This is a genomic window from Sandaracinobacteroides sp. (genome assembly GCF_057137845.1).
Window position 1 is genome coordinate 1 of the sequence record NZ_DBNHFX010000172.1, and the last position, 13,572, is coordinate 13,572.

General features: G+C 65.7%; 14 protein-coding genes. 10 read left to right on the forward strand and 4 right to left on the reverse strand.

The window, feature by feature from the left end; genetic code table 11:
* The first annotated feature begins 20 nt into the window (after positions 1-20).
* Genes sufC through AC16JP_RS09830 form a run of 5 tightly spaced genes read left to right on the forward strand, consistent with a single transcriptional unit; the run spans position 21 to position 3,610 of the window.
* Positions 21-761, forward strand: coding sequence for a Fe-S cluster assembly ATPase SufC (sufC, locus tag AC16JP_RS09810; protein WP_484340433.1), 741 nt, complete (start codon positions 21-23; stop codon positions 759-761).
* Positions 758-1,492 carry a SufD family Fe-S cluster assembly protein gene (locus tag AC16JP_RS09815; RefSeq protein WP_484340434.1) on the forward strand — a complete coding sequence of 245 codons (735 nt, stop codon included), beginning with the start codon at positions 758-760 and terminating at the stop codon, positions 1,490-1,492. Before sufC ends, AC16JP_RS09815 begins: the two co-directional genes overlap by 4 nt.
* Entirely contained in the window at positions 1,489-2,721 is a 1,233-nt protein-coding gene (locus AC16JP_RS09820; RefSeq protein WP_484340435.1) for a cysteine desulfurase, read from the forward strand. Before AC16JP_RS09815 ends, AC16JP_RS09820 begins: the two co-directional genes overlap by 4 nt.
* Positions 2,718-3,245 carry an SUF system Fe-S cluster assembly protein gene (locus AC16JP_RS09825; RefSeq protein ID WP_484340436.1) on the forward strand — a complete coding sequence of 176 codons (528 nt, stop codon included), beginning with the start codon at positions 2,718-2,720 and terminating at the stop codon, positions 3,243-3,245. The genes AC16JP_RS09820 and AC16JP_RS09825 overlap by 4 nt, the downstream gene beginning before the upstream one ends.
* A complete protein-coding gene (locus tag AC16JP_RS09830) occupies positions 3,242-3,610 on the forward strand; it encodes a HesB/IscA family protein (RefSeq protein WP_484340437.1) in 369 nt (122 codons plus the stop codon). Before AC16JP_RS09825 ends, AC16JP_RS09830 begins: the two co-directional genes overlap by 4 nt.
* 24 nt (positions 3,611-3,634) lie before the next feature.
* Here the strand turns inward: AC16JP_RS09830 and AC16JP_RS09835 are convergent, their stop codons facing one another.
* Positions 3,635-4,240, reverse strand: a complete 606-nt coding sequence (locus AC16JP_RS09835) for an HdaA/DnaA family protein (protein ID WP_484340438.1) — start codon at positions 4,238-4,240, stop codon at positions 3,635-3,637.
* On the reverse strand, positions 4,237-5,562 hold the full coding sequence (locus tag AC16JP_RS09840) for a heavy-metal-associated domain-containing protein (RefSeq protein ID WP_484340439.1): 1,326 nt from the start codon (positions 5,560-5,562) through the stop codon (positions 4,237-4,239). Before AC16JP_RS09840 ends, AC16JP_RS09835 begins: the two co-directional genes overlap by 4 nt.
* A gap of 61 nt (positions 5,563-5,623) precedes the next feature.
* Here AC16JP_RS09840 and purM point away from each other — a divergent pair, with 61 nt between their 5' ends.
* The 4 genes from purM (at position 5,624) to AC16JP_RS09860 (ending at position 8,353) form a co-directional block, all read left to right on the forward strand.
* Entirely contained in the window at positions 5,624-6,718 is a 1,095-nt protein-coding gene (purM, locus tag AC16JP_RS09845) for a phosphoribosylformylglycinamidine cyclo-ligase (RefSeq protein ID WP_484340440.1), read from the forward strand.
* Positions 6,711-7,304 carry a phosphoribosylglycinamide formyltransferase gene (gene purN, locus AC16JP_RS09850; protein WP_484340441.1) on the forward strand — a complete coding sequence of 198 codons (594 nt, stop codon included), beginning with the start codon at positions 6,711-6,713 and terminating at the stop codon, positions 7,302-7,304. Before purM ends, purN begins: the two co-directional genes overlap by 8 nt.
* The gene (locus AC16JP_RS09855) at positions 7,304-7,666 is read left to right on the forward strand and encodes a DUF423 domain-containing protein (protein ID WP_484340442.1); all 363 of its coding nucleotides are present in this window, start codon (positions 7,304-7,306) and stop codon (positions 7,664-7,666) included. The genes purN and AC16JP_RS09855 overlap by 1 nt, the downstream gene beginning before the upstream one ends.
* A gap of 147 nt (positions 7,667-7,813) precedes the next feature.
* Positions 7,814-8,353 carry a PEPxxWA-CTERM sorting domain-containing protein gene (locus AC16JP_RS09860; RefSeq protein ID WP_484340443.1) on the forward strand — a complete coding sequence of 180 codons (540 nt, stop codon included), beginning with the start codon at positions 7,814-7,816 and terminating at the stop codon, positions 8,351-8,353.
* A gap of 92 nt (positions 8,354-8,445) precedes the next feature.
* Here AC16JP_RS09860 and secA read toward each other — a convergent pair whose 3' ends face one another.
* Positions 8,446-11,238: a preprotein translocase subunit SecA gene (gene secA / locus AC16JP_RS09865; RefSeq protein WP_484340444.1), complete on the reverse strand. Its 2,793-nt coding sequence runs from the start codon at positions 11,236-11,238 to the stop codon at positions 8,446-8,448.
* Between the two features lie 212 nt (positions 11,239-11,450).
* On the opposite strand from secA, the gene argJ reads away from it, so the two are divergent.
* On the forward strand, positions 11,451-12,674 hold the full coding sequence (gene argJ / locus AC16JP_RS09870; RefSeq protein WP_484340445.1) for a bifunctional glutamate N-acetyltransferase/amino-acid acetyltransferase ArgJ: 1,224 nt from the start codon (positions 11,451-11,453) through the stop codon (positions 12,672-12,674).
* On the opposite strand, the gene AC16JP_RS09875 is transcribed toward argJ, so the two are convergent.
* The gene (locus tag AC16JP_RS09875) at positions 12,671-13,495 is read right to left on the reverse strand and encodes an ABC transporter substrate-binding protein (protein ID WP_484340446.1); all 825 of its coding nucleotides are present in this window, start codon (positions 13,493-13,495) and stop codon (positions 12,671-12,673) included. The genes argJ and AC16JP_RS09875 overlap by 4 nt on opposite strands.
* Positions 13,496-13,572: the final 77 nt, after the last annotated feature.

Consider the following 13,572-nt stretch of genomic DNA (forward strand, 5'->3'; position numbering starts at 1 on the left):
TCGAAGGATCGGTTGGATAAATGCTTGAAATCCGCAACCTCCACGCCCGCATCGGCGACCGCGAAATCCTGAAAGGGCTTACCCTTTCGGTCGGCGCCGGCGAAGTTCACGCCATCATGGGCCCGAATGGCGCCGGCAAGTCGACGCTTGCCCATGTGCTGGCCGGCCGCGAAGGCTATGAAGTGACCGACGGATCGGCGACGTTTGGCGGCGTCGATCTGCTGGCGCTGGCGCCGAACGAACGCGCGGCGGCCGGGCTGTTTCTGGGCTTTCAGTATCCGGTCGAAATACCTGGCGTTTCCAACCTGCTGTTCCTGCGCACCGCGCTGAACGCCCAGCGCAAGCTGAAGGGCGAAGCCGAGATTTCCGGCGCCGAATTCATGAAGCGCGTTCGCGTCGAAGCCGCCGCACTCGGCCTTGATACGGACATGCTGAAGCGCGGCGTGAACGTCGGCTTTTCCGGCGGCGAAAAAAAGCGCAACGAAGCGTTCCAGCTTGCGATGCTGGAACCGAAGTTCGCCCTGCTGGATGAAACCGACAGCGGCCTCGATATCGATGCGCTGCGGGTGGTTTCGGAGGGCATCAACCGTTTCCGCCGCGCAGACCATGCCGTGCTGCTGATCACCCACTACCAGCGCCTCCTCGATCATGTGCGGCCGGATTTCGTGCATGTGCTGGCCGATGGCCGCATCGTCGAGTCGGGCGGGCCTGACCTTGCGTTGCGCCTCGAAGCGCAAGGCTACGAGGGGATCGCCGCATGACGGCCCCCGTGCCACGGCGCAAGGACGAAGCCTGGCGCTATGCCGACTTCGGCGCACTTCAGGCGCTGTGGCCGCCACAGCCGCCGCGCCAACTGGCCGTCGCGGCAGGCGAAGTCCGCCATGAACTTCTGCGTGTGCGCGAAGGCGGCATCCACGATCTGAAGATCGAACTGGGCGCGGGCGCCCGGATGCACCTCGTGGTTCTGGTGATGTCGGCGGAATATGCGCGCGTCACGGTCGAGGCCACGCTTGCCGAAGGCGCATCGATGGATCTGGGCGGCGTGCTGCTGGGAAGCGGCGACACCGTGCAGGAAATCCTGACCGATTTCCGCCATCTGGAACCCGGCGCGACCAGCCGCCAGGCGGTTCGCATCGTCCTCGACGAACGCGCAACCGGCAGCTTCATGGGCCGCATCGGCGTTGCGCAGGCAGCACAGAAAACCGACGCGGCGCAATCCGCGCGCGCACTGGTATTGAAGCGGACGGCGACCGCCAACCTGAAGCCGGAACTGGAAATCTACGCCGACGACGTGAAATGCGCCCATGGTTGCACCGTAGGCGAACTGGACAAGGCGGCGCTGTTCTATCTGGAATCGCGCGGCATCCCCCTGGCCGAAGCGCAGGCGCTGCTGACACGCGCGTTCGTGGCCGACGCCTTTGCCGGCCTCGCCGACGACAGCCGCGAGGCGCTGGAAGCCGAAACCGCCGCCTGGCTGGAGCAGCGTGCATGACGACGCTGCCGCTCGCCGCGCATCATGTGCAGCCGCCAAGGCTGCTCGACCTTCGCGGAGAGTTTCCGGCCGTTCCCGACGGCTGGGCCTATCTGGATGCCGCAGCAACCGCGCAGAAACCGCGCGCAGTGATCGAGGCGATCACTGCCGCCTATGGCGAGGATTACGCGACCGTCCATCGCGGGGTTTATGCGCGGTCGGCCCGCATGACCGATGCATTCGAAACCGCGCGCGAAACCGTTGCCCGCTTTATCGGCGGGCGCGCCGAGGAACTGGTCTTCGTTCGTGGCGCAACCGAGGCGATCAACCTCGCCGCCCAGACATGGGGTGCCGCGAATATCGGCGCCGGAGACCGCATTCTTCTTTCGACGCTGGAGCATCATTCCAACATCGTGCCGTGGCGGATGCTGGCCGATCGCGTAGGCGCCATCATCGACGTAGCGCCGCTGACCGAAGATGGCCGCATCGACGAGGACGCGCTGATCGCCCTCCTCCGCCCCGAAACAAAGCTGGTGGCGGTCGCGCATGTATCGAATGTGCTTGGCTCGATTGCCGACATCGCGCGAATCGCCCGCGCCGCCCACGCGGCAGGTGCCCGGCTGCTGGTCGATGGCTGCCAGGCTGTCGCCAGGCTGAAGGTCGACGTGAACGCGCTTGGAGCCGACTTCTACGCCTTTTCCGGCCACAAGCTCTATGGGCCGACGGGGATCGGCGCGCTTTGGGCCAAGGCCGACCTGCTGGCCGGAATGCCGCCGTGGCAGGGCGGCGGCGCCATGATCGACGAAGTATATTTCGACCGCGTGAGTTTCGCCGCGCCGCCGCTTCGCTTTGAGGCCGGAACCCCGCATATCGTCGGTGCGATCGGGCTGGATGCCGCCGTGCGCTGGGTGGAACAGGTCGGGATCGACAATCTGCATGCCCACGAAGAAGCACTGGTGTTGATCGCGCGCGAAACCGTTTCGCACCTGCCCGGACTGCGCCTGTTCGGGCCGGCCAATTCGGCAGGCATCCTTTCCTTTGCCGTGGGCGACGTGCACCCGCACGACGTCGCAACCATCCTCGATGAAGGGGGGGTCGCCATCCGCGCAGGGCATCACTGCGCCCAGCCGCTGATGCGCTGGCTGGGCGTGCAGGCGACGGCGCGCGCCAGCTTTTCCGCGCACAACACCGAGGCCGATGTCGCCATGCTGGCCAAGGGTATCGAACGAACGACGAGGATCTTCGCATGACCGAATCCAGCGAGAAGCCCGCCCCGGTGCGGCGATTCGAAGTGGAACTGGTGGACGAGCCGGCACAACCCCCGAGGGCGGTGCCGCCCGGCGCCTACACCCACCGCGAGGACGAGCACGCCGATGCCGGCCACGCCGCCAGTGCTGACGATGGCGCCGCGCGCCCGCGCGACTATCTGGACGGCTTCCTTGCCGAGAGCGAGCCAGCCGGGCCACTGGAAGGCGACGACCTCTATGAAGCGGTGATCGAGGCGCTGCGCGACATCTTCGACCCTGAAATCCCGGTCAACATCTACGATCTCGGCCTCATCTACGAGGTGGACATCAAGGACGGCCATGTGGCAATCAACATGACGCTGACGACGCCACACTGCCCGGTTGCAGAATCCATGCCCGGCGAAGTGGAATTGCGGGTGCTGGCAGTGCCCGGCGTCGCCACCTGCGATGTGAACCTCGTCTGGGATCCTGCGTGGAACCCTGCCAACATGTCGGACGAGGCAAAACTGGAGCTGGGAATGCTATGACGACAGGCACGGCCGCAAAGCCGCCAAGGGCGCGCCCGGCGGCCATCACCCTGACCCCCGCCGCGCAAGAGCGCATCGCCAGCCTGATCGCCCGCGCGACCGGCCCGGTGGCAGGCGTGCGCCTGTCGACGCCCAAGCGCGGCTGTTCGGGGCTGTCCTATTCGATCGAATATGCACAAAGTCCGCAACCCGGCGACGAAGCGATCGAAACCCCTTCCGGGCCGCTGTTCATCGACGGCGGCTCGCTCTTGCACCTCATCGGTTCGGTGATGGACTGGAAAGAGGACGACTTCGCGGCGGGGTTCGTCTTCACCAACCCCAACGCCAAGGGCAGTTGCGGCTGCGGAGAGAGCTTTACCATCTGAAGCAGCGCCTGAAGGCGCATTCGTTCAGAGGTCGAGCAGTGCTTCGCGCGCCAGCGGAATGGTGATCGGACGCTGTTGCGACATCGCCAGCGTGTCGATCAGCGAAACCGCCTTTGCCGCGCTTTCGAAGCTGCGCTCGATCCGCGACAGCACATAGCTGCACACGTCCGCCGGAACCTCGACGCCCCGGTCGCGCCACTGTTTCTGGAACACCGCTTCCAGCAAGGCGTCATCCGGTGAACGGATCTGCACCCTGGGCGTTGCTGCAAGCCTGCTGCGCAGGTCGGCAAGGGCGATGTTCCAGTCCGACGGAGCCGAACGCGCCGTCATCAGCAGCGGCCGCCGTTCCTCCATCGCGGCGTTCCAGGCGTGGAACAGTTCTTCTTCGTTCTGGGCGCGATCGGCGTCGTCCCACAGGCGGGCATTGGCCCGGCGGCCGAAGATCGCCGCAAGGTGACTTTTCCCGGAGCCGGACGGCCCGATCAGGATCGCCGCCGGGATCGGCCAGGTCGACCAGCCGTCCAGAAACGCGACTGCATCACGGTTGGCCTCCGAGACGTAAAAGTCTTTCTGGCCCTGCGCCGCCCGCCAGCGCAGCGGCAGCACCATCTGCTGCGGCTCGGCGGTCATTCGTCGTTCCCGCCGGCGCCGCCGCGCGGCGTGCCGCCTGCCGGAACCGTGCTTTCCTGAATCTGGTCTTCGCCGCCTGTCGCGACTGGCGGCGGAAGCGCCGCCTCGCCTTCCCTGCGGCGGCGCAGTTGGCCGCCATCAAGGCGCAGGCCGCGCTGGTCGAGCGCATAGCGCAGTTGTTCGGTGGATACGGCGGGCAGGATTTCCAGCACCGATTCACCCCCAAGAACGAGGCTTTGCAGGCGAACGCCGGCAACTCCTGCCGTTCCGGCGACAATACGCTGGATCGCCTGCAACGACGCGTCGTCGGGTGTCTGCACACGCACGCGCAAGGCGGAATGGCCACCGCTTTCGAAACCGGCGTCGAGCGTCGGGCCGCTGTCCTCGAGAGCGGAGAGTTCCTCGTCGGGCGGGATCAGATTCGGATCCGGCAGCAGATGGCCTTCCCGAAGCGCCGCGACATAAATCCTGTCGGCCTCGCGCACGGCGGTGTCGGCAAGGCCCTGAACGTCGCCGGTGCGGTTCGAAAGGCGGACCCGACCCAGTTCCTTGCCCGAAGTGCCGAACCGCACGATCAGCAGTGCACTGAGCGGACCGCCGACATAGCTGCGATCCAGAATCAGTTCGGGGATCACCACGTCGGCCACCTGATAGCGATCGATCAGCATCCGCCACAGGAACAGGTGCCGCCGGCTGGCCTGCCAGGCGTTCAGCAGGATCACGTCGCCCGGCGTCGGCCGGATTCGCACATAATCGATCGGCGTTTCGCCCGCGCGAAGCCGCGACCAGGCGGCAAGCCACGGCGAATCGGCTTCATGCGCTTCCCGCGTTGCCGCATCCTGCAACACGGGGATCAGCAGAAACGGCGGCGACGACGCGATATTCGCATATCGGCCCAGATACGACGACGCCCGCAACCGGTCGAAGACGACGGCGAGGCGCGCGACATAGCGCGTCGGCCCGACCTGTTCGCGCTCGATCTCGATCGCGGAGACGATTCCATCGAGCGCGCCATCCGAAAGGTGCGGCGCAGTCGATGCGGCCTGCCCCGACATCCGCACCCAAAGCGCGGGCCATGCCTGCCGCTGCGCTTCGCGCCAGCCGTTCATCCGGGCGTCGTTCGGGTTGCGGCCGCTGACATCGACATCGACGCCGCTGATGACCAGCCCGCCACTGCTGCCGATCGCAGTCGGCGCGTCGCCTTCGGCCTGTTTTTCCGGCGGCGATGCGTCGGCAGCGCGCTTTGCCTGCGCCATGGCAGGCGCTGGCGCCACAAGCACCAGCATCATGCAGATTGCCGCGAACCGGCGCCGTCCAGTCATCCTGAAAGCCTTTGGCGCAGGAAGGCTGGGATTCCAAGTGGGATGGCGTTAGAGCGCGGCAATGAGCATCCCCAATCGCCCGCCCGCCACCTACGCCGACGCCGGAGTCTCGATCGAGGCCGGCAATCATCTGGTGAAAATGATCGCGCCGCTGGTGCGCGCGACCAAGCGGCCCGGCGCCGACGCCGAGATCGGCGGATTCGGCGGCATTTTCGATGTGCGGGCTGCCGGATTCAAGGATCCGCTGCTGGTCGCCGCAACCGACGGCGTGGGCACCAAGCTTCGCCTCGCCATCGAAAGCGGGCGGCACGGCACAATCGGGCAGGATCTGGTGGCGATGTGCGTGAACGACTTGATCGTGCAGGGCGCGGAACCGCTGTTTTTCCTGGACTATTTCGCCACCGGCAAGCTGGAAACCGGCGTTGCCGAAGAAGTGGTGGCGGGAATCGCACGCGCCTGCGCCGAAGCCGGCTGCGCGCTGATCGGCGGCGAAACGGCGGAAATGCCGGGCATGTATCAAGCCGGAGACTATGATCTGGGCGGGTTTGCCGTCGGCGCCGTCGAGCGCAACCAGTTGCTGACCGGCGACAAGGTGGCCGCAGGCGACACCCTGCTGGGGATCGCCTCGTCGGGGGCGCATTCCAACGGCTATTCGCTGCTCCGCCGGTTGATCGAAGGCGAAGCGCTGGATCAGCCGGCGCCGTTCGACCCGTCACGCACACTGATCGATGCCGTTCTGGCGCCGACTCGGCTCTATGTGAAGCCGCTGCTGCCGGTGCTTGCCGAAGGCCGCATCCACGCGCTGGCGCACATCACCGGCGGCGGGCTGCTGGAAAACGTGCCGCGCGTGCTGCCCGCCGGCTGCCGCGCGGTGATCGATGCCGATCGCTGGGCCTTGCCGCCGTTGTTCGGCTGGTTGCAGCAAAGCGGTCGGATGGAAGCGGCCGAACTGGCGCGCACGTTCAATTGCGGCATCGGCATGGTGCTTGCGGTTGCCCCGGATGAGGCCACTGCCGTCACCGCTGCGCTCGAATCGGCGGGGGAAACAGTTTTTGCCATCGGCCAGATCGTGCCGGGCACAAAAGGATGCGAAGTGCGCGGTAAGGCCGGCCTCTGGGACCAGGCCAAAGACTGGACTGCCGCGCACGATGCCTAGGCTGAAAACGGCGGTGCTGATTTCCGGGCGCGGCAGCAACATGCTGACGCTGGCGGAAGCAGCGCGCGCGCCCGACTACCCGGCGGAAATCGCATTCGTGCTGTCAAACCGCCCGCAGGCCGCAGGCCTCGACGCGGCGCGGGCACTCGGCATCGAAACACTGGCGATTTCCCACCGCGACTATCCCAGCCGGGAAGCCTTCGACGAAGCCGTCAGCGAAGCCCTTGCCGCCCGCGACATCGAACTGGTGGCGCTGGCGGGTTTCATGCGCATCCTTACACCGGGCTTCATCGCCCGCTGGCGGCGCCGGCTGCTGAACATCCACCCGTCGCTGCTGCCAAAATATCCCGGCCTCGACACCCACGTCCGCGCCATCGCCGCCAAAGACACCGAAGCCGGCTGCACAGTGCATGAAGTGACCGACGTGCTGGACGACGGCCCGATCGTGGCGCAGGCGCGCGTGCCGATCGAGGCCACCGACACGCCGGAGACACTGGCAGCGCGGGTGCTGGCGGCGGAACATCGCCTCTATCCCGAGGCGCTGGCGATCCACGCGCGCGCGCTGTTGCGCGGCCTTTCCGCCTGATGGCGCAGCGTTCGCGCCTGCTGGCCACGCTTGCCGCGCTGAACGGCTTTCTCGCGGTTGCGTTCGGGGCGTTCGGCGCCCACGCCCTGCAAGACCCGCAAGCGCAGGAGTGGGTGCGCACCGCCATGGGCATCCAGTTGCCGCACGCGGCCGCCGTGCTTGCCGTGCTTGCCTTCAGGCCCGACTGGCGCGTTGCCCCGTGGCTGCTGGCGATCGGCAGCCTGTTGTTCGCAAGTGCCTTGCAGGCGCTGGCGCTGGGCGCGCCACGCATGGTAGCAACCGCCGCCCCGGCAGGTGGCGCGCTGATGCTGGCGGGCTGGGCGATCGTCGGGCTGCGGGCAATGCAGGGCGGCCCACGCTGATCGGCTGAAACGCAAAACCTTGTTGCATCGCCCGTCGCCGGGATGTGGCGCTATTGACTCTTGTCATGCGCAGGCGCAGTGCGAATCCTGCCTGTTTCTGAAAACAGAACAGAAAAACAACAACAAGAACGAACAGGATCGGTTGCAATGAACATGATGAAGACTCTGCTGTGCGCCACAGCTGCGCTCGTCGCATTTGCGCCTGCGGCCAACGCCGCCAGCTACATCCTCAACTATAGCGGCAATGCCGCGCCCGGCAGCGCCATGCTTACGGTGCATGTCGCCGATACGGTGAACGCCGTCGGCGGCTATGACATTCTGCACGTCAGCGGCAATGTCGGCGCAGAATCCGTGCTGGGACTGATCGCCAACCCGAACCAGCCGTATCAGGCAACCTCGCCCAGCGGCCTGTTCACCTACGACAACGTTCTCTACCTGAGCGGCGCGTCCGTCAGTAATGCAGGTCTGATGTTCAAGACGGCGCTCAGGGAATGGAATCTGTTCTCGGACAGCCCCACCCAGTATCAACTCTACTCGGCCACGAACAGCGGCTACGACATCCACTCGACCGGTACGCTCAGCGTTTCCGCCGTGCCCGAGGCGCGCACATGGGCGCTGCTGATCGCGGGTTTCGGCCTGATCGGCGCCGGGCTTCGCCGCCAGCGCGGCCTGTCGAGCATGGCCTGACAGCCAGGTTCCAGAGCCAGACGAACAAGGGGGCGCCGGATCATCCGTGCGCCCCCTTTTATTGCCCATTCACGATGCCGATGACGGCCTGCTCATTCGGCTAGCCCGTGGCAGTGCTTGAACTTCCTGCCAGAACCACATGGGCAGAGCGTGTTGCGCGACACCGTCCGCTGCCATGTTTCCGGGTCGGCGGGCACGAAATCGGGGCCGAACAATTCGGCAACGCTGGTCGCGGCCTCTACCTCGTCGGTCGATAGCGGGTCGCCCATCGCGAAAATACCGGGCGCCGACAGCACCGGGTCGCCAAAGGCATAGCCCCGCTCGTCGGATGGCAGCCTCGGCCCGCCGTCCAGCTTCAGGAAGTCGGGCAGATCGGGAAGGGCGGGCATTTCACTGGCGTCGGGCAGACGGAATTCAGCGTAGGCCAGCATTCGCGTCACGTCTTCGCGCACATGGCGCAGCATCAGTTCGAAAAGCTGGAAGGCCTCGGCCTTGTATTCGTTGATCGGCTGCTTTTGCGCATAGGCGCGCAGGTGCACCACCTGCCGCAGCGCATCGAGCGTCGCCAGATGTTCCTTCCAGTAATGATCGAGGCTTTGCAGCAGGAAGTTCTTCTCGACCTGCACCCAGCTTTCTGCCGGGATGCTTTCCTGCTTGGCCGCCATCTGCTGATCGATCTGCGCGTTCATCCGCGCGATGAACAGCTCCTGATCGACGGCCTCCTCTTTCACCCAGTCGGCGAAGGGGGCATGCACGTTCAGTTTTTGTGCTGCGTCCTCGGTCAGGCCGGGAATGTCCCATTGTTCGGGGTAGGTGCCGGCGGGCGCGTGGGCAAACACCAGATCGGCGACGGTATCGCGGCGGAATTCGTCCACGATGTCCGATACTTTTTCCGCGTCCATGATGTCGGCGCGCTGTTCATAGACCACCTTGCGCTGGTCGTTCATCACGTCGTCATATTGCAGAAGCTGCTTGCGGATGTCGTAGTTGCGCGCTTCCACCTTCTTTTGCGCGGTTTCGATCGCCTTCGAAATCCACGGGTGGATGATGGCTTCCCCGTCTTCCAGGCCGGAGTGCATCACGCGCGTCAGCATGTTCTGCTGGCCGAAAATGCGTAGCAGGTCGTCGTCGAGGCTGAGGTAGAAGCGCGACAGTCCCGGATCGCCCTGTCGGCCGGAACGCCCGCGCAACTGGTTGTCGATGCGCCGGCTTTCGTGGCGTTCGGTGCCCAGCACGAACAGTCCGCCCACTTCGCGCACCTTGTCGCGCTCGGCTGCGATTTCGGCGCGGATTCGGGCGATCCCGGCGTCGCGCTCGGGACCTTCCGGCACGTCGGCCAGTTCGGCCTCGACCCGGAATTCCAGGTTGCCGCCAAGCTGGATGTCGGTGCCACGCCCGGCCATGTTGGTTGCAATCGTCACCGCGCCCAGACGACCCGCCTGCGCCACGATATGCGCTTCCTGCTCGTGGTAGCGGGCATTCAGCACCGAGTGCTTCACACCGGCCTTGTCGAGATACTTCGACAGCTCCTCGGACTTTTCGATGGAGACCGTGCCCACCAGCACCGGCTGGCCGGATTCCGCCTTTTCGCCGATCGCCTTCACGATTGCGGCGTGCTTGTCGCGTTCGTTCTTGTAGAACTCGTCCTGATCGTCCTGCCGCTGCACCGGCAGGTTGGTCGGGATTTCGGCGACATTCAGCTTGTAGATGTCAAAGAATTCCGGCGCCTCGGTGGCGGCCGTCCCGGTCATGCCGGAAAGCTTGGGATACAGGCGGAAATAATTCTGGAACGTGATCGAGGCGAGTGTCTGGTTTTCAGGCTTGATGTCGACGCCTTCCTTGGCCTCGACCGCCTGATGCAGCCCGTCCGACCAGCGGCGCCCGTCCATCATCCGGCCGGTGAATTCGTCGATGATGACCACCTTGTCGTCGCGCACGATATAGTCGGTGTCCAGCCGGAACATGTGCACGGCGCGCAGCGCCTGATTCAGATGGTGGACAACCTGCGTGTTCTCGAAGTCATAGAGGTTGTCGCCCTGCAGCAGGCCGGCTGCTTCCAGCGCCCGCTCGGCGAATTCGGTGCCCTCTTCGGTCAGGATGATCGACTTCTGCTTCTCGTCCTTCTCATAGTGGTCGGGCTGGAAGGTTTTCACGATCACGTCGACAGCGCGATAAAGCTCGCTCTTGTCGTCGGTCGGGCCGGAAATGATCAGCGGGGTGCGCGCTTCGTCGATGAGGATCGAGTCCACTTCGTCGACGATCGCGTGGTTGAAGGCGCGCTGCACCATCTGCGCGCGCTCGTATTTCATGTTGTCGCGCAGATAGTCGAACCCGAACTCGTTGTTCGTTCCGTAGGTGATGTCGGCCTCATAGGCGAGGCGGCGTTCGGTGTCGTGCAGATCCGGTACGATGACACCGACCGTCAGGCCGAGCCAGCGATAGATCTGGCCCATCCATTCCGCGTCGCGCTTGGCCAGATAGTCGTTCACCGTAACGACATGGACGCCCTTGCCTCCCAGCGCGTTCAGATAGGTCGCCAAGGTCGCCACCAGCGTCTTGCCTTCGCCGGTGCGCATTTCGGCGATTTCTCCCCGGTGCAGAACGATCCCGCCGATCATCTGCACGTCGAAGTGGCGCATCCCCATCACCCGCTTCGAGGCTTCGCGCACGGTCGCGAACGCTTCGGGCAGCAGATTGTCCAGCTTCTCTCCGCCGGCCAGCCGCTCGCGGAAGATGCGGGTCTGGTCTTTCAGTTCATCGTCGCTCATCGCCTCGTAGCGGGGTTCGAGCGCATTGATCTGCCGCACCAGCGGTTGCATCGATTTTACGTAACGGTCGTTCGAAGAGCCGAAAATCGCTTTTGCGACCTTGTTCAAGCCGAGCATGGAGAGCCTTCACGAAACGGGGCCCGGCAAGCAGGCAGCCGCCGGTGCATCGCCCGGTCAAATAGGAAGCGCACCCCCAACCGTCAATTGCATCGCGCGCGTATCGGCGCATGAACAACGACTGTTCACATTGGCGCACGGTTTGACGCACGGCATCAGCGGCCGTGCGGTTGCCCCTTTTCGGCCCGCCCCGGCGCGGCTAATCCCAGCGCATGGATATTTCACCCCTCGCCCGCCCGTTCCCCGCGCTGCCGGAAATCGCCGGCGTTGGCCGCGCCACCGCGACTGCCGGCTACAAGAACTGGACGCGCGCCGACCTGACGCTCCTCGTGTTCGATCCGGGAACCACCGTCGCGGGCGTGACGACCCGCTCGAAATGCCCGTCACCCGAAGTCGAGCTTTGCCGGCGGCACCTTGCTTCCGGAAGCGCCCGCGCGCTGGTGGTGAACGCCGGGAACTCCAACGCCTTCACCGGAACGCGCGGCGCCGACGCCTGTGCCCGGCAGGTCGCCGAGGTGGCAAAACTGGTGGGATGCGCGCCCGAACATGTGCTGGCAGCATCGACCGGCGTGATCGGCGTGCCGCTGCCGGCCGACAAGGCCGAAGCAGGCGTTCGGGCAGCCCATGCCAAGCTCGGGCAGGCGGGCTGGCTCGATGTCACCCGCGCTATCGGCACCACCGATACCTTCCCCAAGGCAGCCGGGCGCAGTGTCGTGATCGACGGCCAGACCGTCCACCTCGTCGGCTTCATCAAGGGGTCGGGCATGATCGCCCCCGACATGGCGACAATGCTGGGCTTCATCGTGACCGACGCGAACATTGCAGCGCCACTCCTCGGGCAGTTCCTCGGCGCGGCGAACCGCCAGACCTTTTCCTGCATCACCGTCGATGGCGACACCTCGACTTCCGACACCGTGCTTGCCTTTGCAACGGCAAAGGCCGGCAACCGCACACTCGAGTCGGCCGACACGCCCGGTGCGCAGGCGTTCGCTGCCGCACTCGAGGATCTCTGCCGTGAACTCGCGCAGTTGGTGGTGCGGGATGGCGAAGGCGCAACACGCTTCATCGAGATCGCCGTCAGCGGCGCAGCCACCGACGACAGCGCCCACCGCATCGGCCTGTCGATTGCGAATTCCCCGCTGGTGAAAACCGCGATCGCCGGTGGCGACGCCAACTGGGGGCGGGTGGTGATGGCCGTCGGCAAGGCAGGGGAACCCGCCGAACGCGACCGGCTGGCGATCCGCTTCGGCGACACGCTGGTGGCAGCCGAGGGCATGGTCGTCGAGGGGTATGACGAAGCACCCGTGACGGCTCACCTTCAGGGGCAGGAAGTTCGCGTCGCAGTCGATCTGGGGCTTGGCTCGGGCCGGGCCACCATCTGGACGACCGATCTGACGCATGGCTACATTTCGATCAACGCCGACTATCGAAGCTAGCGGCCCCGGCCATCCGGCCCGCGCGAAAGTTGTTCGGCAAGGCTGCGGGCGGCATCGACATAGGCCGGGCCGCCGCAGACCGTCCACGCCTGCGGCAGCTTCAGGCGCGGGATGTCCGCCAGCAGCGGATGGTGCAGCATCTGCGTGCCCTCGTCTTCCGGGCGATCCGTCGAAGTCTCGACGATCAGCCAGTCCGGCCGGGCGCGTGCCATGTCCTCCAGTCCGATCCGCGCCAGCGAGGGCTTGTGCAGCCGCATGGCCAGATTGCGCAGGCCAACCCGGCGCAGCAGTTCATCAACCAGCGTTCCCGTCCCCGTAAGGAAGCCCCGGCGCTGGTAATAGGCAGCCGTTGCGCCACGCCCGGCATCGGCCGGGATGGCCGCCATTCCGGCGTTCATGCTGGCGATCAGCGCCTCGCCGCGTGCCGGGTGCCCGACCGCGTTCGCCACCAGCCGCACCTGCCGCAGGATTTCACCATAGGTTTCAGCAGGCGGAAGCTCGATCAGCGGGATGCCGCGCGATTTCAACAGGGATCTGAGATCGGCCGTCCACATCGGGCCTGCCACGACCAGGTCGGGCCGCAGCGCCAGCACGTCCTCGGCGGAACCACGGCTAACCGGCAACCCCCGCGCCGCATCGGCCGCAGCCGACATTTCGGGATCATTGGCAAACCGGCCCAGCGCCTTGATCTGCCCGCGATCGGCCAGAGCCAGCAGAAACTGGTCGGCGCAAAGGTTCAACGACACGATCCGCGCGGGCCGGCCGGCCGGCGCTGCCGCCAGCAGCAGCGGCGCAAACAACAGGGCAAGCAGACGCTTCATCAGATGCCTTTGCCGCCGAGCCGGCGCTGGCGCCAGCACAAATGCCGTCAAGCCGTTGTCCTTGGGCACATTGCGGC